Origin of the sequence: Streptomyces sp. NPDC052043 (genome assembly GCF_044548235.1) — a bacterium.
Taxonomy (GTDB): Bacteria; Actinomycetota; Actinomycetes; order Streptomycetales; family Streptomycetaceae; genus Streptomyces.
The window spans coordinates 65,393-86,584 of record NZ_JBIUBT010000021.1 but is presented as its reverse complement, the minus strand read 5'-3'; the positions used below and the strand labels follow the sequence as shown (position 1 = coordinate 86,584).

Genomic DNA, 21,192 nt, shown 5'->3' with positions numbered 1-21,192 from the left:
GTCGATCTTGGGTGGGTCGCGCGGCAGGAGCAGAAGGCGGGGCGCCGCCGGAGGGGACGAGCCGCCGGACGCAGATCCGGGCTGGGTCCGACTGACCAGGCGGCAGTGGGGAGTTGGCTCAGGAGGCGGGCTCCCCGCGGTCTGCGGACGAGGCGGCCGTCGCCGACGGGACGGCGAAGTGGACCAGCGCCGCGAGGGCCGCCACGGTAGCCGCGAGCGCCAGGGCGCCGGGGAGGGACCAGGTCGCGACCGGTCCGGCAACCGCCGCGCCGACGGCGAAGCCGGTGATCTTCAGGCTGGCGCCGGTGGTGAAGATCTGGCCGCGCAGGTGCTCCGGGGCCTCCCGGTGGCGGACCGCGAACAGGGCGGCCAGCTGCGGTCCTTCACCGGCCCCGAGGACGATCGCGGCCACGATGAGCACGGTCGGTCGGCCCGATGCGGCACAGGCCAACGCGGCAGCCTGGACCAGGGCACCGGCCCAGACGACGGTGTCGGGGGCGAGCGGGCGCTGGGACCGGGCGAGTACCGCGTTGGCCACCAGGGCGGAGACCGCCGCGCAGGTGAGCAGTACCGCGCCACGGGCGGCTCCGCCCAGGGTGCGTTCGCCCAGGAGCGGGACGCAGGCCGTCAGCATGCCCTGGGCGGCACAGGTGACGGTCGAGGTGAGGGTCGCCCTGGCCAGCGACGGCCTTCCGGCGACGACCCTCAGTCCGGCGGCGAGATCGCCGATCATCGAGACGGCCCCGGCGTCCCGCGCCCGACCGGGGCGGGCGGGCAGCAGCCACGCGGCGGGCAGTGCCGAGACGATGAGCGCCGCGGAGACCGCCACCGCCGACGGGGCTCCCAGCCCCTCCGCCACGACACCGGCGAGTGCCGGACCGGCCAGGCTCGCCAGGCTGAACGTCATGGCGTCGAGCGCGTTCGCCCGGGGCAGCCGGTCGCCCGTCACCACCCGGGGAAGCTGGGCTGTCCAACCACCCGACAGGGCAGGTCCGAGCAACCCCGTCACCACGGCGATCAGGACGGTGGCGGCGAACGGCAACCGGCCGAGCCCGACCAGGATCAGGCCCAGGCCCGCCGCGTACAGGACGAGGGCCGCGGCCACCAGGCGGCCCGGCCGTCGCGCTCTGTCGAGGAGCACCCCGAGCACCGGCCCTCCCGCCGCCGCGGAGACGGTGACACCCGCGAGCAGCGACGACGCGTCCGCGGTCGACCCGGTCAGGGCGAACCCCGCCAGCATCAGCGCCGGTCCCGACATCTCGTCCCCGGCACGGGCTGCCACCGCTCCGGCGAGATAGGAGCCCACCGAGTAACGCTTCTTCATCGACGAGACGTTACGGAGGTAACTCAAATATCGGCAATATGCGTTACATTGCGCGGGTGTCCCCCACCCCCGGCACCCCCGGCACCCCCGGCACCCCCGACGACTGGTCCACCCGGCACTCCGTGCTGACCACAGCTCGACGAACCGCCGCCCTGCTCAACGTTCTCGCCGACGACCGCCCCGACCCGGCCGCCGTCGCCGACGTGCTCCGCGCATACGGTGAGGCGGAGCCCCTTGACCTCACCCCCCTGGATGTCAGCGGGATGCGTGCCGCCGCCGCCCTGCTGCGCGAGGTCTTCGCCGCCGAGCACGCCGACGGCGCCGCCGCCGTTCTCAACCGTCTTCTGCGGGAGCACACCGGGCCGCTCCGCCTGACCTCGCACGGCGGCGACAGCCCCTGGCACCCCCACCTCGACGGCGACGACGACGCCCCCTGGGACGAGTGGCTCCTCGCCTCGTCGTGCATGGCCCTGACCATCCTCGTCTGGGACAGTCAGCGTCCGCCCGGCGGAGTCTGCGCCTCCCCCAGTTGCCGGAACGTCTTCATCACCCGGGGCAGCGGTCCCGAACGCCGTTACTGCTCCCGGCGGTGCGCGACCCGCGAACGGGTCGCGGCCCATCGACGCGGCCACTCCGTCGGGCGGCGGGGTACACAACGTCAATGAAAGAGACGCGATGAGAAAATAATGGTCAGAGAGTCTGCCGGGTGGCCGGACTGCTCGGTGACAGCCGTCGGGCGCGTTAGGATCCCGGCATGGCGAACCTTCGTGAGGCGCAGAAGCAGATGACGCGCCGACTGCTCCTGGAGTCGGGACTCGAGCTGTTCAAGACGAAGGGGTACGCCGCCACCACGGTCGACGACATCGCGACCGCCGCGGGCACCACACGGGTGACCTTCTACGCGTACTTCCCCTCCCGCAGCGAACTGATGAGGGCCCTCATCGACGAGCAGCTCAACGAGGCGCTGGAGCGGGTGCGCTCCCCCGAGCACGGCTCCACCGCGCGGGGCCTCGTCGCGACCGTCGCCGACGGTTCACCGGAGGCGATCACGGCGTGGCTGCGGCGAACGGCCGACAGCTGGCCGGCGATCCGGCCGATCATCCGCGTCGCCCGTGACGCCGCGGCGGTCGATCCGGAACTCACCGATCTGGTCGAGCGCTGGCTGGAGGAGGCCATCAGCGACATTGAGGACGGGTTGGCGAGGGCCGGCCGCCTCGAACCCCACCAGCGCCACTTCCGGGGTGTCCTCGCGATGGCCGAGCTCGACTTCGTCGCGCAGAACTGGCATCGCGCCGACTGGGGGCTCAGTCGTGACCAGATGCTCGACGAGCTCAGCGCCAGCTGGGTGCGGCTCCTGACCTGACCGGAGGCGCGACCGGACACACGGCCGGCGTCGACGGTGCGGGGCGACGCCGAAGAGCAGCGCCCGAAGCCCAATCCGATCGCGGTCGAGGCGTTCATGTCCGCGCAGGAGCACGGAAGCCGGCCCGGATGTCCGGGCCGGCTGTCCTGTCGTACGGGGGTGCGGGTCGCCGCTCAGCGGCGGGTGTCCCTCACGGAGCGCCGCTCCCCGTCGCCGTGACCGCTTCCCGCAACGGCTCGTCCCCCGCGTCCTGGAGGGAGTCCTCGAGGGCCGCCGAGGACAGCGGGATCGGCGTGAACATGGGAGGTTCCTCGTCCGGTTGCAGCGCGGTCGGGCCGTACACCCAGTCGGTGAAGGCGTAGTCATAAGGGTCCCGCGCCCGCATGATCGCGTTGCGCTGGAGCCGGGACTCTCCGTCGAGGTGCCACAGCTCGCCCCACGCGCGGGCGGTGGTCTGCACCCGGCGGCAGTGCTCCACCCGCACTGCCTCGTAGGCCGCCAGCGCGGCGTCCCAGTCCGGTCGGGCGCCCGCCGGAGCTGTCTCGGCCTGCCGGGCGTAGTGCCGGGCGAGCACCCAGCCGTCCTCGATCGCCATGATCGCGCCCTGGGCCATGTACTGCAGCGGCGGGTGCGCGGCGTCGCCGAGCAGGGCGATGCGCCCGTGCACCCAGGTCTCGACGGGGTCGCGGTCGAGCATCTGCCACCAGCGGTCCCGCCACATCAGCGGAATGCCCTTGCGCACGGTGTCGCAGGTGGCCTCGAAGGCGGCGTCCAGCTCGTCGGGAGTTCCCCAGTCGGCCCGGCCGGCCAGGGCCTTGGGCGACCGGAACACGGCGACCTGGTTGAACATGTCGCCGCCGCGCAGGGCGTACTGCACGAAGTGGCAGCGGGGGCCGACGTACACGGTGACGTCCTTCTCCGCGATGTCGTTGTCCCGGACCTGCTCGATCGGGACGGCCGCGCGGTAGGCGACGTAGTCGGAGCTGACCACGTCGTCGCCGACGAGCTTGCGGCGGGCCACCGAGTGCAGCCCGTCGGCGGCGACGACCAGCGGCGCCTCCTCGGTGCTGCCGTCCTCCAGACGGATCAGGGCGCCGTCCGCGGTGTGCTCGTAGTCGACGACCGTCCGGTCGGTCAGCAGCTCGACACCGGCGCGCTCGCAGGCACGCAGGAAGATGCCGTGCAGGTCGCTGCGGTGGATCACCATGTACGGGAAGCCGTAGCGTTGTTCGAGGTCGCGCAGGTCCAGCCGGGTCAGCTCCCGGGAGTCGAGCGCGTCCCGCATCACCATGTTCTCCGGGACGACGCCGAGCGTCCTGGCCTCGTCCAGCAGTCCGTACTCGGCGAGGATGCGGGTGCAGTTGGGCGCGATCTGCAGGCCGGCGCCCACCTCGCCGAACTCCGGGGCCCGTTCGAGGACCCGCACCCGCAGTCCCTGGCGGGCCAGGGCGTAGGCGGTGCTGAGGCCGCCGATGCCGCCGCCGACCACAAGGACGTCGGGCCGCCCGGCGGGGCTGGTTTCAGGGTTCATGATCTGTTCCTTCGGTCGCGGGGCGGGCCCCGGTCAGAGCCAGGCGCCCAGCGTGGGGGCGGGCGTTCCGTCCGCCGCGAGCAGGCTGGCGTCCCGTCCGGTGAGGTAGGCCGCGAGGTCGTGCAGTGCGCCGTCGACCAGGGCGGCTTCGCCCTGGCCCGGCAGCTCCCAGGCGCCGCCCCCGGGTTCCCGCAGGATCACGGCCGGGCCGGGAGCCGCGGCGCGCTTGGTGGCGACGTCGTCGCCCAGGGCGGCGAGGAAGTCGGGCGGCAGATCGACGAAGGACACGCCGTTCGCCATGTCGACGGCGTGCACGCACACTTCGCGGGAGCGCAGCCAGGGCACCTCGGTGGCCGGCACGGTCCTGCCCTGTGCCGTGACGACCGGCGTGTGCCACTGCTTCTCGCCGAGCGCGGCCATCCCCGTCTCCAGCACCTCCGCCGAGTCGCGCAGCCACGCGGCCAGTTCGGCGGCCGGCAGGGCGCGGCCCCGTTCGATGCCGGCGGCGCGTTCCTCGGGTGAGGCGTACATCGGGGTGGGTTCGCCGGTGGCGGCCCAGTGCACCAGGTTGGACAGCGCCTCGGCGTTGGCGGCGACGTGTGCCGCCACGTGCGCGCGGCTCCAGCCGGGCAGGGCGCTGGGCGCGGCGAAGGCGCCGTCGTCGATGCCGTCGGCGGCCTTGAGGATCAGCTCGGTGCCGAGTCGGGCCCAGCGGCGGGCGTCGTCGAACGTGCGGGACATCAGGCGGACTTCTCCTCGACGACCCGGTTCTCCAGCCGGCCGATGCCCTCGATCTCGGTGACGACCGTCTCGCCGCCCAGCAGGTAGCGGGCCGGCTTGCGGGCGTGGCCGACACCGCCGGGGGTACCGGTGGCGATGATGTCGCCGGGGTTCAGGCGGACGATCGTGGAGACGTACTCGACCAGGTCGACCGGGTCGAAGAGCAGGTCGCCGGTGGTGTCGGACTGCATGACCTCGCCGTCGACGGTGAGCTTGACGTCCAGGGCGGGGCGGACGCCGCCCGGCAGTTCGTCGGGGGTGACCAGGTAGGGGCCGACCGGGGTGGTGGAGTCCCACATCTTGCCCTGGAGCCACTCGCGGGTGCGGAACTGCCAGTCCCGGCAGGTGATGTCGTTCAGCACGGTGAAGCCCGCGATCGCCCGCTCGGCCTCCTCGCCCCGGGCGCGGCGCACCCGCTCGCCGACGACCACCGCCAGCTCGACCTCCCAGTCGAACGCGTCGGTCTCGTCCGGCCGGACGATGTCGTCGCCGGCGCCGATGAGCGAGTCGGCGAACTTGGCGAAGAGGGTCGGGTGTTCGGGCAGGTCCCGGCCCATCTCCTGAATGTGATTGCGGTAGTTGAGGCCGACGCACACCACCTTCGACGGGGCGGGCACCACGGGGGCGAAGTCCGCTCCGTCCACGGGGTACGTCGTCGCGCCGTCGGCGGTGACCGCGGCGGCGCGCGCGGCCCAGTCGTCCTGCTCCAGCAGGGTGCCCAGGTCGGGGACGCCGAGGTCGACCAGGACGTCGCCGTCGAGCCGGACGGCCCGGGTGGTGCCGCCGGTGCGGAGGGTGGCGAGCTTCATCGGGTGGTTCCTTCCACGTGCGTACGGTCCAGCCGGAGGGCCTCGAAGATCGGCGCGTCGCTGAACCGGAACAGGTCCAGGGCTCCGGAGTCGGAGTCGGTGGAGCCCGCCTCGGAACGGACCGAGAGCGGCTGCCAGGAGGGGACGGCGAACAGGTCGCCGCGGGTGACCGACCAGGTGCGGTCGCCGACGGTGACGGTGCCGGAACCGTCGAAGACCTGGTAGACCGACGAGCCGGTCTCGCGCACCGGCGCGGTCTCGGCGCCGCGCGCGATCCGGTGCATCTCGGCCCGGATGGTGGGCAGTACGTCGGCGCCGGTGGCCGGGTTCGTGAACCGGACGGCGGCGTGGCCGGCTTCGACGGTTCCGCCGAAGCCCTCGGCGTCCAGCGCGAGCTGGTCGTTCAGGGCGCGGTCGGTGTGCTCCCAGCGGTACGCCAACAGGGGCGATCCGGGGGCGGGTTCACCGGCCGAGACCGGGCGCAGGCCGGGGTGGCCCCACAGGCGCTCGGCGCGCGAGCGGTCGGGGGTGATCCGCTCGGCGTCGCTGATCTCGTCGCGGCCGAACTCGAAGAACTGGGTCTCGGTGGCGTACTGGAACGGGATGTCCAGCCCGTCGATCCAAGCCATGGGCTCGGCGGTGGCGTTGTGGTGGGCGTGCCAGTTCCAGCCCGCCTGCGGGAGGAAGTCGCCGCGCCGCATGGCCACCGGGTCGCGTCCGACGACCGTCCACACGCCCTCACCCTCGACCACGAAACGGAAGGCGTGCTGCGTGTGCCGGTGCTCCGGAGCGTCCTCGCCCGGCATGAGGTACTGGATGGCCGCCCACAGCGTAGGCGTGGCGAACGGCCTGCCGCCGAGGGAGGGGTTGGCCAGCGCGATGGCCCGGCGCTCACCGCCGCGGCCGACGGGGACCAGGTCGCCGGCCCGGGCCGCCAGTTCCCGCAGCCGGTCCCAGCGCCACAGGTGCGGCACGGCACGCGAGCGCGGGTGGGTCGGCATCAGGTCGCCGATCTCGGTCCAGAGGGGGACGAGCAGTTCCTGCTCGAAGCCCCGGTACAGCTCTTCGAGCGCCGGGGTGACCTCGGGTTGCCCCTCCGCGGCGACGGCCTGGAGCCGGACCGGGGAACCCGTGTCGATGTCTTGGGCTAGGGAGGACTGAGTCACAGACCACAGCGTGCGCCGTGTCTTCCTGGAGAACATGCGAATTCTGGTCAGCAGAATCTCAGCGGAATCCGCCGCCCGTCGACCTCGACCTTACGACTACGACGCTCGCCTTAGATCACGAACGAAGTATTGACGGCGCGTAAAGCGAATGTCATCCTCCACGGCATCACAGCGGACTCGCGTCGTGCCCCCTCTCCCCCACCGCGTACGCAGAGCCGAGCCCTTCCACGCTTCACGCTTCACGCTGCCGAGGCTCCCGCTTCCGGGACCCCTCTCTTTCCCAGCCAGGGAGAACAACCATGACGCTCGACAACGGGACGACGACGTCCCAGGGCCCGACCGCGGGGGCCGCCCGGACACCGGGCTACGCGGGGACACTGGCTGCCGCCTGCTGCGCGGTCTTCGTGGCCCAGGTCGCGAACGCGCTGCCGGCCTCGCTCAACGGGCTCTTCCAGGAGGACCTGCACACGCACGGATCCCAACTCACATGGATCACCGCCGCGTTCATGATCGCCGTGGTCTGCTTCGAGTTCACCTTCGGTGTTCTCGGCGACCTCTTCGGACGGCGCAGGCTGGTCGCGGCCGGGACGGCCCTGGTCGCCGCGGGCAGCGCCGTGGCCGCGGTCGCGCCCACCGTCCAGGTGCTGTGGATCGGCGCCGCCCTGAACGGACTGGGCGCCGGCGCCATGTTCCCCGGCTCGCTCACCGCGATCAGCGCCGTCACGCGCACCATGCGGCAACGGGCACACGCGGTGGCGGTGTGGAGCGGCTTCCTGTCCGCGGGCGCCGCCGTCTCGCCCCTGCTCGGGGGCATGTTCGCCAAGATCGGGTCGTGGCGGGGTTCCTTCTGGGTGCTCGTCGGACTCGCGCTGGTCAGCATGGTGCTCACCCTGGTGCTGGCCACGGAGTCGAAGGCGCCCGAGGGCCGCAGGCTCGACGTGCCCGGTCAGATCACGTTCGCCGTCGGTCTCATCCTGGTGCTCTACGGCGCCGTCGAGGGGCCCGAGTCGGGCTGGACCACCCTTCCCGTCATCCTCGCCTTCCTGCTCGGCACCTGTGTCCTCGCCGGGTTCGTCGTCGTGGAGCTGGGAGCCGAGTCCCCGATCTTCGACCTGACCCTGTTCCGCAACCGGGCCTTCACCGTGTCGTCCGTCGTCGCGGTCATCGGCATGATGGCCTTCCTCGGCGCCTGCTTCGCGACGAGCATGTGGCTGGGTCCCGTGCAGCACCAGGACCCGATCCGCGTCGCGGTCCCCTTCCTGCTCCTCCAGGGACCCGCCTTCGTGCTGATCCCGATCGTCTCGCGCCTCCTTCACCGGGTCGCCGCGACCTGGCTGCTGACCTCAGGATTCGCCCTGATGGCGATCGGCTGCCTGCTGTGCGCGCGACTGGACGTCACCGACCCGGGGCTCGGCGCGTTCGTCGCCCCCGCCCTGCTGATCGGCGTCGGTTTCGCCCTGACCGTCAGCTCGGTGACGGCCGTGGCGCTGAACAGCGTGCCCCCGAAGCTGGCGGGCATGGCGAGCGCCACCACCAACATGCTGCGCGACCTCGGTTTCGTGCTCGGCCCCGTCGTCGTCGGCGCGGTCGCCCTCAGCAACGCGGGCTCGGCGTTCACGAAGAACCTCCCCGGCGCGGGCCTGCCGGCCGGTCAGGCGGCAGCGGCACGTGAGATCGCCCAGGCCGCAGGGCCCATCGCGGTGAACAGCCTGCCGCCCGGCGCCCCCGGATCCGCTGCCCACGCCCTCGCCCTGGACGCCCTGGGCAGCGGCTTCGGCACCGCCTACCTGGTGTGCGGCGCGGCGGCAGCGGTCGCCGCGGCGCTGACCGCCTTCGGCATGATCGGGGTCCACGCCCCCCGTTCCGCCGGCAACGACGAGCACGAGGGGGCCGCGCCCCTGCCGCCCGGACGCGACGGCATGCCCGAAACGGCTCCCACGCGGTAGGCGACCCCGCCACCGGGTGGCGCGTCGGGGCACCGGTCGTGGTGAGCGGGGACGGGTCAGCTCGCGGTCAGCAGCGGACGGACGACGTAGCCGGCGGAGTCGACGCCGGAGCGGCCGCCTTCGACCAGCGCGGCCACGGCGATACGGGAGTTGTACGCGGTCAGCCAGCCGTTGGTGCCGTCGCCTTCCTCGGCGGTGCCCGTCTTGGCGCCGACGCCCGCCAGCCCGCCCAAGCGCGGCGCCGCGGTACCGCTGGTGGCCACGCTGCGCATCATGGATTGCAGGTATCCGGCCGTACGGGCCGAGATGGGCCGCGGCGCGGTGTCCTGCTGCTGGTCCGGCAGGATGATCGGCTGCTTGAAGCCGACGTTGCGCACGGTGGCCGCCACGGACGCCATGAAGAGCGGCGTGGCCGCGACCTTGCCCTGGCCGATGAACTGGGCGGCCTGGTCGCCGCCCTGAACGTCCGCCGGAATGCTCGGATCGCTGGTGGCGACCCCGCCGCCGATCGACCAGCTGCCCATGCCGAACACGTTCACCGCCTCGTCGTGCAGGGCGGAGGCGTCCCCGTCGTGCACCAGGTGGCGGAAGCCGTCCTTGATGAAGGAGGTGTTGCACGACACGGTGAACGCCTGGGCGATCGTGGCGGCGGCGTTGGCCCTCACCCCCGAGTCGTTGTGGAAGGACTGGCTGTTGGCGACCAGCGAGTCCGTGCACGGGGCAGGACTGCTCGGGGTGAGGCCCACCTGGTCGAACAGGGCGGCAGAGGTGATGATCTTCATGGTGGAGCCCGGTGACTTGATGCCGTTGATGGCGATGTCACCGTCCGCGCCCGTGTGGGCGATCGCGAGGATGTGGCCGCTCCTCCAGTCGAGCGCCACCGCGCCCGCCGCCTTCTCGCCCAGGTGGCCGTCCTTCACGGCGCCCTCGGCCACGGCCTGGAGGTGCGCGTCGATGGTCGTCCTGATCACCGGGGCCTTCCCCTTGGTGAAGACCTGCACCGTCTCGACGAGCGCACCACGGGCGTCGACCACGGCCACACCGGTGCCGGGGCTGCCGCCGGTGGGCGTGGCGTTCTCGCGGATGGTCGCCGTGATGTCCTCGAGCGAGGGGAACGTGGCCAGGTCCGTCTTCCCGTCGCGGGCGACGACCCTGGCGGTGCCGGCGCCGGCGGGAAGCGCACCCGCGGTCAGCGACTGCTCCTCACCCAGTCCGGGGTAGAGCACCGAGTTGTTCCAGTGCACGGCCGACTGGCCGCCCGTACTCCGCACCACCGCCACAGCGCTCGGGTAGGTCCAGGTTCCGCCCGCCACCCGGGCCGTGACGAGGAAGGTGACCTTGATCGCGCCCGGCGTCACCGTCGACCGGCCCACCGCGACGACCTGACTGAAGGTCACCTTCTTCAGGTCCAGTTCGTCGGTGTACCGCTGCAATGCCCGCCCGGCCGTGTCCGGCGCGTCGGTGTCGCTCGCCGCGCCGTCGAGGTGCTGTTTGGACCAGCTGTCCAGGAACGCCCGGGTCAGCTGCACGGCGTTGGCCTCCGACGGCGGTGAGCTCGACACGGCTGCCTCGTCGACGGAGTGCCCGGCCTCGGCCCGACCGCCGCCCGCAACTCCGGAGGTCAGCCCCTGCACGATGTTGTACGCGCCGATTCCCCCGGTCACGAGCAGCGCCGTGCAGGTACCGGCGATGCCGATCTTCACAGCTCTGTTCATGCGACGGATCGTATGTTTGCCGCACGCGGTGCAGGCAGCGTCTTTCGATGGATCGTTATCGGACCGTCAAGTTGCCCCTTGCCGACGTCAGCGGCCGGAGCTCCGCCTGTGCGAGGACCCACACGGCGGAGCGCTCACTGGTACAGGCGAGTGACACGGCACAAGGACGCGTGACGCCCTCCTGCGCGGTCTCCCACCGCGTCGCTCGCACCCCATACAGTCGAGGCGTCCTTGCTGGGGAGTTCCGGCAGGCCCGCACGGCTCTCAGGCGCCCGGATTGGCCACCCCAAAGGCGACGGCGGCGGTCCACATCTTCTGCCCCCACGGATGAAGGAAGGCGCACTTGTGTCCGAGCGACCGATGGTGGTTTTCGACGTCAACGAGACCCTGCTCGATCTGGACGTGCTCCACCCCACCTTCCACAGGATCTTCAACGACCCCGCCGCGATGCGCCTGTGGTTCGCCAATCTGATCACCTACTCCGAGGCGCTCACGCTCAGCGGAGTGTACGTTCCGTTCACCGACATCGGTGGCGCCGTGCTCCGGATGCTCGCCGCCACTCGCGGCATCACGATCAGCGGCGCCGACAGTGCCGAGCTGACAGACCGGTTCGCCACCATGCCGGCCCATCCCGAAGTCCCAGCGGCCCTGCGCCGACTCCACGACCACGGCTTCCGGCTGTTCACGCTCACCGACAACACGCTGGAGATCTCCGAGCGGCAACTGGAAGGGGCAGGCCTGATCGACCTGTTCGAACGCCGCTTCAGCGTCGACGCGACCGTGCGACGCCACAAGCCGGCCCCGGAGGCCTACCATTCGGTAGCCGGCGCGCTCGAAGTCGAGCCCGGCGACATCTGCCTGATCGCGTGCCACGTCTGGGACACGATCGGCGCCGCGGCGGCCGGCTGGCAGGCCGCGCTCGTCCTGCGGGAGGGCAACGCGCCCCTCGACGTCGGCCCGCAGCCCCACTACGTCGGGCTGGACCTTGACGCGATCGCCGACCAGCTGATCGACCGGTACGGCGCGCGCGGCCCGGACCGAGGGTGACCGCCCTGGGCGTTGACTTCCGCCGTTCGAGGACGGCCGGCCGCCTCACGCTGCGGCGTGCGCCGGGGTTCCACCACGCAGCGCGCCGGGCAGGGCGGGCACGCATCGGGAAGTGCTCGGACGGTGAGGACCGTTGAGGATCCGGCTGCTGGTGGGGGGACGGCTGTTCGTGCTGGCCGCCGGGCTGCTCACCGCGACCGGCCTCATCGGTCATCTGATCGGGCTGATGATGCTCACCACGACGGTCGGTCCCACCGCGTACCTTCTGCTGGCCCACCCGGACACCGAGGCCGCCCAGGTGCGCAGCGCCGTGCTGGGCCACGCCGCGGCGACCGCCGGCGGACTGGCCTGCCTCGCAGCCTTCGGACTGTGGAGGCGCCCCTCGATCATCGAGCGGCACATCGACACACCGGCGCAGATCGGCGCCCAGGCTCTGGGGGTTGGCCTGACGCTGCTCGCCCTGGTCGTGCTGGACGCCCACCACCCACCGGCCGCCGCGACCGCGCTGATGATCACGTCCGGCATCGCCCGACCCGGCCTGCCGCTGTTCGGCATGCTCACCGGCCTCGCCGTCGTGATCACGACGGCGGTCGCACTGGCCAAGATCCCGTGGCTCCGCGTGCCCACCCGCCGGACCTTCCACGACTGAGGCCGTGGTGGATGTGGCGTCGCCGGCGGCGCGGGAGCAGGCCCTCAGACTGCTGTGCGGCGATCCTCCGGCCAGACTTCCGGGGGCCTGCGCCGCATGGGCGGGTACAGCATCACCGCCGCGCACACCACGGGTATGGCGGAAGGCACCCACCACCACGGGATGCCCAGCCACATGGCCGGCATCCCCACCGCGAAGGAGGCGACGAAGATCGTCACCAGGATCCGCCAGCCGTACCACTCCCAGGTGAAGGGCCCGCAGGAACGAGGCCTGACAAGGCGTACCGCGCCGAACACCAGCATCTGAGCCGCGAGGAGCCCGACGAGCGTGCCCAGGGCGGCGTACATCTGGAGCTCGTCCCGGGGCACATCCACGGTGTTCTGCTCGACGCCGTCCTTGCCGAGCCCCACGATGGTGCGGCGCCAGAGGGTGGCGGTGACCTGGTCGCCCGGCTTCAGCCGCTCGAAAAGCGGCCGCTCGTGGTTGAAGTCCACGGCCCCCTGCCAGGAGCCCTCGTCCTTCAGCGTCACCTTGTACCAGTGGGATCTCGTGCCGGTCACCTCCGTCTTCACGACGGTGATCTGCCAGGTACTCAGGCAGTTCTTCCGCACCTGTGCCGTCGCTCGAGCGGGGCAGGGCTCGGCTGCGCGGTAGCCACGGAGTTGCTCCCCGCTGGAGGGCAGCCATGCGGTGAACGCGAGACAGCTGAGCACCGCCGGTATCGCAGCCAGCAGGATCAGCAGCACGCCGGTGAACCGCGTCCGGCCCGGCGACTTCCGGCTCGCACTGTCCCTGTTCGGCTGTCTGCCCGCGCTGTGAGCCATCGTCCGCGCTGTCATCGACTCCCCCGTGCTCGATCGGCCGGAGTCAGCGTACGACGACCCCACAACCGGCCATCCGGCTCCGATCGTGATCGAGAAGACAGGAGCTACGAGTGATGCCGTACGTCATCCCGGTACTCTTGGGCCTGTTGCTGTACAGAGGGAGGCAGTTCGCCGACCGCGAGGTCGGCCAGCGTCACGCGTTCCAGAACCTGGCGCAGGCTCACGCGCACCGCGCGCCACACGTCCGGCAGAGCGGCGGCCGCGCCTGGATAACTGAGGTCGCTGAGTTTGAGATCCCGGAAGCTGGCAAGTGAACCGTCAATGGCGCGGATGACGTCGGCGATGGAGATCTCCGCCGGCGGCCTGGCAAGCCGGTATCCCCCGTCGGGGCCGCGGTTGCTGAGTACCAGCCGATGCTGTCGCAGCTCGCGCAGGATCGACAACAGGAAACGCGCCGGTATGTCCTGGGAAGCGGACAGTTGCTCAGCCTTCTGCGGTGACTGTGGACTGCGCGCGAGTTCGGCCATCGCACGTATCGCATAGTCCGTCCGAGCCGTGATCCGCATACGCACCAGCTTCCCTGGGGTGGTCGGAGCCCTGACAGGTGGCTTTAGGCCAACCTCTCTTTGGCTGTGGTCAATTGACGATGTGTTGAGGATCATCGTGTCTGGCCCCGCCACATAACCAATCGATTTGGTGGAGAATCCTTGTGAAGGCGCAGATGCTCGGCACACGCGCTCGTGATCCTCACCAGCTGGTGGTGGTGGGCGCCGGAGCCTCCGGGACCATGGTCGTCGTACAGGTCGCCGACGAGGCCCTCCGGCGGCGCGAGCCGGTGGAGCTCACGGTGGTCGATCCAAGCCCGCGGACCGGAGCCGGCGTGGCCTTTGCGACGGACGACGCGCGGCATCTTCTGAACGTGCCCGCAGGCGGCATGAGCTGCCTGCCACATCAGCCGGACCACTTCGTCGACTGGCTCGTCCGGCACCGCGACCCCACCGCGACCGCCCGCTCCTTCGTCCCTCGAGGCCACTACCACGACTATCTCGCCGCCACTTCGGCCGCCTTCGTGGAGCGGGCGGCCGGCCTGATGACCTACCGGCGGTTACACGCACGTGCGACAGCATGCGCCTGGCATGGCGACCGCGCCGAGGTGACCCTGGCCGACACCTCCCGCCTCGCCGCCGACAGTGTGGTGCTCGCGACCGGCCCACTGGCCGGCTCGGCCCGGTGGGCACCGCCAGAACTCCGTGAATCGAGCCGGTTCCTGAGCGATCCCTGGAGTCCCGGGGCACTGGCGGGGCCCCTCGCGGACCGCGAGGACGTGCTGTTGGTCGGCAGCGGCCTTACCGCCGTGGACGTCGCTCTGACCCTCGACCGTCCCGGTCGCACCATCCATGTCCTGTCCCGCCACGGTCTCCTGCCCCACGCCCATGCCATCGCGTCGCTGCCACCGGTGCAACCGGCCGAGCCCCTGGACGGGTTGCCGTTGCCTCGACTGCGAGCGGCCGTCGCGCGGCACATCCGGCGGGTGGCCCGCGCACAGGGCGACTGGCGGCCGGCCGTCGACGGCCTGCGGCCGCTGACCGCCCGCTTGTGGGGCTCCCTGGCAGAGGAGGAACGAGCGGAGTTCCTGCAGACCGACCGGCATCGGTGGAACGTGCTCCGGCACCGGATGGCACCAGAGACGGCAGAGACGGTCACCCGGCTCCGAACTGCCCGGCGACTGCGTCTGCACAGGGGCGAGGCCACCGCAACCCGGGTGGAGCCGGACGCACTGACCGTCACGGTGACGGGTTCGGCACCCCTACGAGTCGGCTGGGTGGTGGACTGTTCCGGTCCTGCTCTGCGTCCGGTCGACTCCCGTGATCCCTTCTTGGCCTGCCTGTTGTCCTCGGGGCTGGCCGTTCCGGGGCCGCTGGGCATCGGGCTCGCCGGCACCGCCGGGGGACGGCTCCGGTCCCGCGACGGGCAGATCCGCTCCTTGTGGACTCTCGGAGCCCATCGGCGTGGCGAGATGTGGGAGACGACCGCTGTCCCCGAGATCCGGGAGCAGGCTGCGGGCCTCGCCCGGTCGATCCTCGGCGTCCCGGTGTTTCACACCACCGGGGATCCCGCACGGGCGGCCGGGCGGACCGAGGACGGCCCACCCGGCCCCGAGGAGGTGCCGACCGCCGTCTCGTCCCCTCCCTCGGTCCAAGCCCGCCACCTCTCGGGCTTCACGGTGTGGCTGACCGGACTGCCCAGCGCGGGAAAGAGCAGCGTCGCCCAGGAGCTGGCCGCCCGGTTGCAGGCAGAGGGACGCCGGGTGGAGGTTCTCGACGGAGACGAGATGCGCTCCTTTCTCTCGGCAGGGCTCGGTTTCTCACGCGAGGACCGCGACACCAACGTGCGGCGGATCGGCATGGTCGCCGAGGTACTCGCTCGTAACGGTGTCATCGTGCTGGTGCCGGTCATCGCGCCCTACCGGGCCGGCCGGGAGACGGTCCGGGGGCGCCATGAGCTCGCGCGCATTCCGTACCTGGAGATCCATGTCGCGGCGCCTGTGGAGGTGTGCGCCACGCGGGACGTCAAGGGGCTGTATGCCAGGCAGGCGGCCGGCGTGATCCGGAACCTGACCGGCGTGGACGACCCGTACGAGGCACCCGAGCGACCAGATCTGCGCCTGTACACGCATCGCGAGTCGGTTCCGGAGTCGGCGGATGCCGTTCACGCGATGCTCGCGGAACGGGAGCTGATATGACCGCACGCGTGCCGACCAGCCCGCCGCTGCTGCCCGACGGCGCATACCTGCTGTCGCACCTGGACGCGCTGGAGTCCGAGGCGGTGCACATCTTTCGTGAGGTGGCGGGTGAGTTCGAGAGCCCGGTGATTCTGTTCTCCGGTGGCAAGGATTCGATCGTCATGCTGCACCTGGCGCTGAAGGCGTTCGCCCCGGCGGCGATGCCGTTCTCGCTGCTGCATGTGGACACCGGGCACAACTTCCCCGAGGTGCTGGCGTACCGCGACCGTACGGTGGCCAGGCACGGACTGCGCCTGCACGTGGCGTCCGTGCAGGACTACATCGACCGCGGCGCGCTCAGGGAGCGTCCCGACGGCACCCGTAATCCGCTGCAGACCCTGCCGCTGACGGAGAAGATCCAGAACGAGAAGTTCGACGCCGTCTTCGGCGGCGGACGCAGGGACGAGGAAAAGGCGCGCGCCAAGGAGCGGGTGTTCTCGCTGCGCGACGAGTTCTCCCAGTGGGACCCGCGCCGGCAGCGGCCCGAGCTGTGGAACCTGTACAACGGCCGGCACGTCCCCGGTGAGCACGTACGGGTGTTCCCGCTGGCGAACTGGACCGAGCTCGACGTGTGGCAGTACATCGATCGTGAGGGCGTCGAGCTGCCGGAGATCTACTTCGCGCACGAACGCGAGGTGTTCGAGCGCAACGGCATGTGGCTGACGGCCGGTGAGTGGGGCGGCCCGAAGGACGGCGAGCGCGTCGAGAAGCGGATCGTGCGCTACCGGACGGTCGGTGACATGTCCTGCACCGGCGCCGTGGACTCCGACGCGACCACGCAGGACGCCGTGATCGCCGAGATCACCGCGTCCCGGCTCACCGAGCGGGGCGCGACCCGTGCCGACGACAGGCTGTCCGAGGCCGCGATGGAAGACCGCAAGCGCGAGGGGTACTTCTGAGGATGAGCACGACCACGACCGATACGCTCGCGGCCACCACGCTGCTACGGTTCGCCACCGCCGGGTCCGTCGACGACGGCAAGTCCACGCTCGTGGGGCGGCTGCTGCACGACTCCAAGTCGGTCCTCGCCGACCAGTTGGAGGCCGTGGAGCGGGCGTCCGCACGCCGTGGCCAGGACGGACCCGACCTGGCGCTGCTGACGGACGGTCTGCGCGCGGAGCGGGAGCAGGGCATCACCATCGACGTGGCCTACCGCTACTTCGCCACGCCCAGGCGCCGGTTCATCCTGGCCGACACGCCGGGCCACGTGCAGTACACGCGGAACATGGTCACCGGTGCCTCCACGGCCGAGCTGGCCGTGATCCTGGTCGACGCCCGCAACGGCGTGGTCGAGCAAACCCGGCGGCACGCGGCGATAGCGGCCCTGCTACGCGTCCCGCACGTCGTCCTGGCGGTCAACAAGATGGACCTTGTCGGGTACGAGGAGTCCGTGTTCGCCTCGATCGCCGAGGAGTTCACGGCGTACGCGAGCGAACTGGGAGTCCCCGAGGTCACCGCGATCCCGATCTCGGCACTGGCCGGTGACAACGTGGTGGAACCGTCCGTGACCATGGACTGGTACGGCGGCCCGACCGTCCTGGAGCATCTGGAGACCGTGCCGGTCAGCCACGATCTGGCGCACTCCCACGCCCGGCTGCCCGTGCAGCACGTGATCCGCCCACAGACCGCCGAGCATCCGGACTACCGGGGGTATGCGGGCCAGATCGCGTCCGGTGTGTTCCGGGTCGGGGAGCAGGTCACGGTCCTGCCGTCCGGCCGCACGACGAGGATCTGCGGCATCGACCTGCTGGGCCGACCCGTCGACGTGGCTTGGACCCCGCAGTCGGTGACCCTTCTGCTGGAGGACGATGTCGACGTCTCCCGCGGCGACCTGATCGCGCCGACGAAGGCCGCGCCTGCTCTCAGTAAGGACATCGAGGCGACCGTGTGCCATGTGCACGAGCGGCCGCTGCGCGTCGGCGACCGGGTGCTGCTGAAGCACACGACCCGCACGGTCCGCGCCCTGGTCAGGCACATACCGCAGCGGATGAACGTCGACACACTCGAACGGCACGGTGGCACGGAGGAGTTGAGCACGAACGACATCGGCCGGGTTGTGTTGCGCACCGCCGAACCGCTGGCGCTCGACTCCTACGCGGACAACCGGCGCACCGGCTCCTTCATCCTGATCGACCCCAGCGACGGCAGCACGCTCACCGCGGGCATGGCCGTTCGCGTTGCGGCGTCCGACTGACCTGTGCGTCCAGCGCCGGGGCGCTACCCCGACCCTCAGGAGGGCCTCAGGTCCCGTCCGGGCGGCACAGCCAGCCGTTGACCGCGAAGCGGCTGTCCGCGTGGTCCCCGCCGGGGCAGCTGACGGGCATCACCTCGTGCAGCGACGACGGGAGGAAGAAGACGATGCTGTTGTGGTCCGGCCCGTAGTCGCGATACGTGCAGTCCTCTCGGCGTAGACCCGAGTGGTGGGCGTCGAGCGGCACGGTCGCGTCGTACACCCGCAGCGCCCCGCCGGTGAACGGGACCGGCGTCCGGTGCAGGTAGTACACGAAGGTCAGTACGCGCCGGGCGGCCAGGACACCCGTCGCGGCGTCCTGGGAGCTGACGTCCTGGTGGGCGCGGTAGAAGTCGCCGTCGTTGTGCACGTTCAGCGTGTAGGACGGCTCCGTGCCGGCGCAGGAGACCCCGAGAACCCTCTCCACCTGGCCGCGCACCGCCTCGATGGCTGCCAGCAACTCCGGTGCCGGAAAGCCGCGGTGGGTCAGGGAGCGGCGAGTGCGGGTGTCCAGCTGGTTTCCGCGTACACGTGCGGGCAGCAGGTCGTCCCGGGTGGTCGAGGTGGCCCGTTCCAGGAGCTGTCCGGCCATCGCCGCGGGCAGGAAGTCGGTGATGCGGCAGACCTTCGTCGAGGCCTGCCATATCGCGTGCACGCTCAACGGCGCGTCCGGCGCCGTTTTCGTGTCCACCGCCTCGGTCATCGCATTCCTCCGCACTTTTCGCGTCCGGTCGCTCCGCACCGGAAGTACGCAATCGAGACACCGACGCTATTCACCGCCGAGGCGGCACGTCAATTGCCTTTGCCAAGGGAGTGCGCGGTCCGTATGCGGTTCGTATCCGGCGGCGAATGGCGAGCCCTGCCGGTGTTTCGGGGCAGGCATCGGGCATGTGCGTGCGGGGTTCGTATGTGCCGCGTACGAACGGCGGCAAGACTCGACACTATGCTTCCGTCGAACGGTGCGCGAATCCCGGACTTCACCTTGGTCAACCCATTCCTCGAACGTCTTGGTCTCGGCGAACTGTCGCCGGACCGGGTGGCCGGCCATCCAGGCCGGCACAAGAAGTGCTCGGGCTTCACGACGCTGGGACGTGGGATCTTCGTCAAGCAGCTGAACTCCTCACTGGGCTGCCCGGCTCCAGGCATCAGGCGGGTCAGGTCCTTCGAGGCGCTGGAGGTGCCCGGACTGTCCACGCCCGCTCTGCTGGGCGCCGACGACGACCGCAACCTCCTTGTGTTCGAGTTGGTCGAGGGAGCCGAACCGGCCGACGAACTGGCGCGTGAAGGCCGGCTCGACCCCGCGCTGGCCCGGGTACTGGGTGAGACGATCGGCGCGCTGCACGCGCTGCCGCCGTCCTGCCACGACTCCATCGACGCCTCCGCCTCCCCGTACCCGCCGCTGGAACCGCTGGAGGGCCTGTCGCTCAGGCAGTACCAGGCGGCGAGCGCGGCCGTGCTCCAGGGGTGGCGGCTGCTTCAGCAGGACGAGGAGGTCAAGGGCGCCCTGCGGACGCTGCGCCGCGCGGAGGACGAGGCGCGGAAGGTGCCGACGCACGGTGACTTCAGGCTCGACCAGGTCCTCGTCACCGGCGGGCGGGCGCAGATCATCGACTGGGAGGAGTTCCGGCTCGCCGACCCGGCCCGCGACGTGGGCATGTTCGTCGGGGAGTGGCTCTACCTGGCGGCCGACCGGGCGGCCCGGGTGCTGTACACGGGACACGCGGCCCAGTCGAAGGCGGTGATCGACGCCAGCCGCGAGGAGGTCATGGCGCAGGCGGCCGTGGAACTGCGGGCGATCCAGCCCATGGTGACGCAGTTCTGGGACGGCTACCGATCGGTGCGCGCGGCCGACGACCCCGGTTTCCCGCTGCGGGTCGCGGCATTCGCGGGATGGCACCTTTACGACCGGATGTTCAGTGTGGTGGCCAAACTGGCGGTGCTGAGCATGACGCAGTACGTGGCGAATGGAATCGGGCGCCAGGCATTGCTGATGCCGGCCCAGATCACCGGACTTCTGGGAATGGGTGAGTTCGATGTCGCAAGCAGGTGACGTGCTGCTGCCGGAGCTGGAAAGCGCCTTGGAAAAGGTCGAGTTGGAGCCTGACGGAATGGCCGCGCACATCGACGGCCACACTCTTGAGGGGAACAGCACGCGGCATCTCTCCGTGGTGCTGAGGTGGGGTCTTTACGAGTTCCTGCACGCCGGACGGGCCCCCGACACGTACAAGACGAAAGGCGTCGCCCGCGACGGCGACCTGGAGGCCGAACTGACCCGGGTGATGCCGCACCGGGACACGGTGACGAGCGCACGGGTGGACGGGCGCCGGGACGGTGAACTGCTGGCCTCCATCGACGGCACGCGGGTGTGGGTGCCGCAGGAGAGGCTTGTGGCCGAGGCACCGGAGCACGGCGAAGGCGTGGTGCACCTGTCGATGCCCGCCGCGCGCCCCGCCCTGTCGCCGGGCTTCTTCCTCGCCGACGGCAGCCGCGGGCGCTCCGTGCGCAAGCCGATCCTGCGGGTGTACGTGCATCTGCGTGACATCGAGGCGGTGCCGGCGGCCTGGGCGGCGGTGCTGCACCGCCTGGAGGACAGGGGCGTCACCTACCGCGCCAAGGTGTCCTCCTCCCCGCTGCTGCTGCCGCGCCGTGACGCTCTGGTGGTCTTCCTGGGACCCGACGGCTGGGACGCGGCCCTGGACGTCGCGGACGCGGTGGACGGCCTGCCCGGCATCGGCGACGAGGTGTCGGTCTTCGCCCGGCGACTGGCGCCGGGGGTCTCGACGGCCTGGCATCCCTTCGCCCGCCGGACCCGCGGCCCCTCTGGTCTCAGCTTCGGACAGCACCGGGCCACCGCCGTGGCGCAGGGGCTCGTGGACCACGTCCTCGGAACCCGCACGGGCACCCGCAGCGAGGCGGTCGCACAGGCGCTGCGGGAAGCCGGAATCGATCCGCTGGCGCCGTTTCGCAGCGAGGACTCCCCGCAACTCGACTTCGCCCCGACCGGGCCCGAACCCGCACGGCGATGA

Annotated in this window: 19 protein-coding genes and 1 pseudogene; 11 read left to right on the top strand and 9 right to left on the bottom strand. The window is 71.2% G+C overall.

The genetic code is table 11. The features are described from left to right. Nucleotides 1-118 precede the first annotated feature (118 nt). Nucleotides 119-1,324, bottom strand: a complete 1,206-nt coding sequence (locus ACIHCX_RS35945) for an MFS transporter (protein WP_400037176.1) — start codon at nt 1,322-1,324, stop codon at nt 119-121. A 38-nt stretch (nt 1,325-1,362) separates the two neighbouring features. On the opposite strand from ACIHCX_RS35945, the gene ACIHCX_RS35940 reads away from it, so the two are divergent. Further along, a complete protein-coding gene (locus tag ACIHCX_RS35940) occupies nt 1,363-1,989 on the top strand; it encodes a CGNR zinc finger domain-containing protein (RefSeq protein ID WP_400037174.1) in 627 nt (208 codons plus the stop codon). A gap of 89 nt (nt 1,990-2,078) precedes the next feature. Then, entirely contained in the window at nt 2,079-2,687 is a 609-nt protein-coding gene (locus ACIHCX_RS35935; RefSeq protein WP_400037172.1) for a TetR/AcrR family transcriptional regulator, read from the top strand. Between the two features lie 190 nt (nt 2,688-2,877). Here ACIHCX_RS35935 and ACIHCX_RS35930 read toward each other — a convergent pair whose 3' ends face one another. The 4 genes from ACIHCX_RS35930 to ACIHCX_RS35915 are packed head-to-tail and all read right to left on the bottom strand — an operon-like array spanning nt 2,878 to nt 6,973. Next, a complete protein-coding gene (locus tag ACIHCX_RS35930) occupies nt 2,878-4,218 on the bottom strand; it encodes an FAD-dependent oxidoreductase (RefSeq protein WP_400037170.1) in 1,341 nt (446 codons plus the stop codon). A 33-nt stretch (nt 4,219-4,251) separates the two neighbouring features. Next, nucleotides 4,252-4,959, bottom strand: a complete 708-nt coding sequence (locus tag ACIHCX_RS35925; protein WP_400037168.1) for a maleylpyruvate isomerase family mycothiol-dependent enzyme — start codon at nt 4,957-4,959, stop codon at nt 4,252-4,254. Then, nucleotides 4,959-5,807, bottom strand: coding sequence for a fumarylacetoacetate hydrolase family protein (locus tag ACIHCX_RS35920; RefSeq protein WP_400037166.1), 849 nt, complete (start codon nt 5,805-5,807; stop codon nt 4,959-4,961). Before ACIHCX_RS35920 ends, ACIHCX_RS35925 begins: the two co-directional genes overlap by 1 nt. Next, on the bottom strand, nt 5,804-6,973 hold the full coding sequence (locus tag ACIHCX_RS35915) for a cupin domain-containing protein (protein WP_400037164.1): 1,170 nt from the start codon (nt 6,971-6,973) through the stop codon (nt 5,804-5,806). Before ACIHCX_RS35915 ends, ACIHCX_RS35920 begins: the two co-directional genes overlap by 4 nt. 299 nt (nt 6,974-7,272) lie before the next feature. Here ACIHCX_RS35915 and ACIHCX_RS35910 point away from each other — a divergent pair, with 299 nt between their 5' ends. After that, nucleotides 7,273-8,919 carry an MFS transporter gene (locus tag ACIHCX_RS35910; RefSeq protein ID WP_400037162.1) on the top strand — a complete coding sequence of 549 codons (1,647 nt, stop codon included), beginning with the start codon at nt 7,273-7,275 and terminating at the stop codon, nt 8,917-8,919. Between the two features lie 56 nt (nt 8,920-8,975). On the opposite strand, the gene ACIHCX_RS35905 is transcribed toward ACIHCX_RS35910, so the two are convergent. Continuing rightward, nucleotides 8,976-10,634 carry a penicillin-binding transpeptidase domain-containing protein gene (locus tag ACIHCX_RS35905; protein WP_400037160.1) on the bottom strand — a complete coding sequence of 553 codons (1,659 nt, stop codon included), beginning with the start codon at nt 10,632-10,634 and terminating at the stop codon, nt 8,976-8,978. 345 nt (nt 10,635-10,979) lie between these two features. On the opposite strand from ACIHCX_RS35905, the gene ACIHCX_RS35900 reads away from it, so the two are divergent. Further along, nucleotides 10,980-11,681 (top strand): haloacid dehalogenase type II, encoded by a 702-nt coding sequence (locus tag ACIHCX_RS35900; protein WP_400037158.1) that lies wholly within the window; start codon nt 10,980-10,982, stop codon nt 11,679-11,681. Nucleotides 11,682-11,814: 133 nt separating this feature from the next. Continuing rightward, nucleotides 11,815-12,330, top strand: coding sequence for an HPP family protein (locus ACIHCX_RS35895; protein WP_400037156.1), 516 nt, complete (start codon nt 11,815-11,817; stop codon nt 12,328-12,330). 44 nt (nt 12,331-12,374) lie between these two features. Here the strand turns inward: ACIHCX_RS35895 and ACIHCX_RS35890 are convergent, their stop codons facing one another. Next, a complete protein-coding gene (locus ACIHCX_RS35890; protein ID WP_400037154.1) occupies nt 12,375-13,154 on the bottom strand; it encodes a hypothetical protein in 780 nt (259 codons plus the stop codon). A 104-nt stretch (nt 13,155-13,258) separates the two neighbouring features. After that, nucleotides 13,259-13,720, bottom strand: a complete 462-nt coding sequence (locus tag ACIHCX_RS35885) for an RrF2 family transcriptional regulator (RefSeq protein WP_400037152.1) — start codon at nt 13,718-13,720, stop codon at nt 13,259-13,261. A 155-nt stretch (nt 13,721-13,875) separates the two neighbouring features. Here ACIHCX_RS35885 and ACIHCX_RS35880 point away from each other — a divergent pair. The 4 genes and pseudogenes from ACIHCX_RS35880 to ACIHCX_RS35865 form a co-directional block, all read left to right on the top strand. Further along, nucleotides 13,876-14,352 (top strand): annotated as a pseudogene (locus tag ACIHCX_RS35880) (FAD/NAD(P)-binding protein); the annotation flags it as partial. 966 nt (nt 14,353-15,318) lie between these two features. Next, the gene (gene cysC, locus ACIHCX_RS35875; RefSeq protein ID WP_400037212.1) at nt 15,319-15,897 is read left to right on the top strand and encodes an adenylyl-sulfate kinase; all 579 of its coding nucleotides are present in this window, start codon (nt 15,319-15,321) and stop codon (nt 15,895-15,897) included. Next, nucleotides 15,894-16,835: a sulfate adenylyltransferase subunit CysD gene (cysD, locus tag ACIHCX_RS35870; protein ID WP_400037150.1), complete on the top strand. Its 942-nt coding sequence runs from the start codon at nt 15,894-15,896 to the stop codon at nt 16,833-16,835. The genes cysC and cysD overlap by 4 nt, the downstream gene beginning before the upstream one ends. A 2-nt stretch (nt 16,836-16,837) precedes the next feature. Next, entirely contained in the window at nt 16,838-18,130 is a 1,293-nt protein-coding gene (locus tag ACIHCX_RS35865; protein WP_400037148.1) for a sulfate adenylyltransferase subunit 1, read from the top strand. 46 nt (nt 18,131-18,176) lie between these two features. On the opposite strand, the gene ACIHCX_RS35860 is transcribed toward ACIHCX_RS35865, so the two are convergent. Continuing rightward, nucleotides 18,177-18,869, bottom strand: a complete 693-nt coding sequence (locus tag ACIHCX_RS35860) for a 2OG-Fe(II) oxygenase (RefSeq protein ID WP_400037146.1) — start codon at nt 18,867-18,869, stop codon at nt 18,177-18,179. A gap of 240 nt (nt 18,870-19,109) precedes the next feature. Here ACIHCX_RS35860 and lxmK point away from each other — a divergent pair, with 240 nt between their 5' ends. Both lxmK and ACIHCX_RS35850 read left to right on the top strand, forming a co-directional pair. Next, nucleotides 19,110-20,216 (top strand): class V lanthionine synthetase subunit LxmK, encoded by a 1,107-nt coding sequence (gene lxmK, locus ACIHCX_RS35855; protein WP_400037144.1) that lies wholly within the window; start codon nt 19,110-19,112, stop codon nt 20,214-20,216. Continuing rightward, nucleotides 20,200-21,192, top strand: coding sequence for a T3SS effector HopA1 family protein (locus ACIHCX_RS35850; RefSeq protein ID WP_400037142.1), 993 nt, complete (start codon nt 20,200-20,202; stop codon nt 21,190-21,192). Before lxmK ends, ACIHCX_RS35850 begins: the two co-directional genes overlap by 17 nt.

Coding starts and splice junctions, on each gene's coding strand:
- ACIHCX_RS35850 (WP_400037142.1), top strand. CDS start 20,200: ATGTCGCAAGCAGGTGACGTGCTGCTGCCGGAGCTGGAAAGCGCCTTG.
- ACIHCX_RS35940 (WP_400037174.1), top strand. CDS start 1,363: ATGCGTTACATTGCGCGGGTGTCCCCCACCCCCGGCACCCCCGGCACC.
- ACIHCX_RS35865 (WP_400037148.1), top strand. CDS start 16,838: ATGAGCACGACCACGACCGATACGCTCGCGGCCACCACGCTGCTACGG.
- ACIHCX_RS35885 (WP_400037152.1), bottom strand. CDS start 13,720: ATGCGGATCACGGCTCGGACGGACTATGCGATACGTGCGATGGCCGAA.
- ACIHCX_RS35905 (WP_400037160.1), bottom strand. CDS start 10,634: ATGAACAGAGCTGTGAAGATCGGCATCGCCGGTACCTGCACGGCGCTG.
- ACIHCX_RS35935 (WP_400037172.1), top strand. CDS start 2,079: ATGGCGAACCTTCGTGAGGCGCAGAAGCAGATGACGCGCCGACTGCTC.
- ACIHCX_RS35890 (WP_400037154.1), bottom strand. CDS start 13,154: ATGGCTCACAGCGCGGGCAGACAGCCGAACAGGGACAGTGCGAGCCGG.
- ACIHCX_RS35930 (WP_400037170.1), bottom strand. CDS start 4,218: ATGAACCCTGAAACCAGCCCCGCCGGGCGGCCCGACGTCCTTGTGGTC.
- ACIHCX_RS35910 (WP_400037162.1), top strand. CDS start 7,273: ATGACGCTCGACAACGGGACGACGACGTCCCAGGGCCCGACCGCGGGG.
- ACIHCX_RS35925 (WP_400037168.1), bottom strand. CDS start 4,959: ATGTCCCGCACGTTCGACGACGCCCGCCGCTGGGCCCGACTCGGCACC.
- ACIHCX_RS35945 (WP_400037176.1), bottom strand. CDS start 1,324: ATGAAGAAGCGTTACTCGGTGGGCTCCTATCTCGCCGGAGCGGTGGCA.
- ACIHCX_RS35860 (WP_400037146.1), bottom strand. CDS start 18,869: ATGACCGAGGCGGTGGACACGAAAACGGCGCCGGACGCGCCGTTGAGC.
- lxmK (WP_400037144.1), top strand. CDS start 19,110: ATGCTTCCGTCGAACGGTGCGCGAATCCCGGACTTCACCTTGGTCAAC.
- cysD (WP_400037150.1), top strand. CDS start 15,894: ATGACCGCACGCGTGCCGACCAGCCCGCCGCTGCTGCCCGACGGCGCA.
- ACIHCX_RS35920 (WP_400037166.1), bottom strand. CDS start 5,807: ATGAAGCTCGCCACCCTCCGCACCGGCGGCACCACCCGGGCCGTCCGG.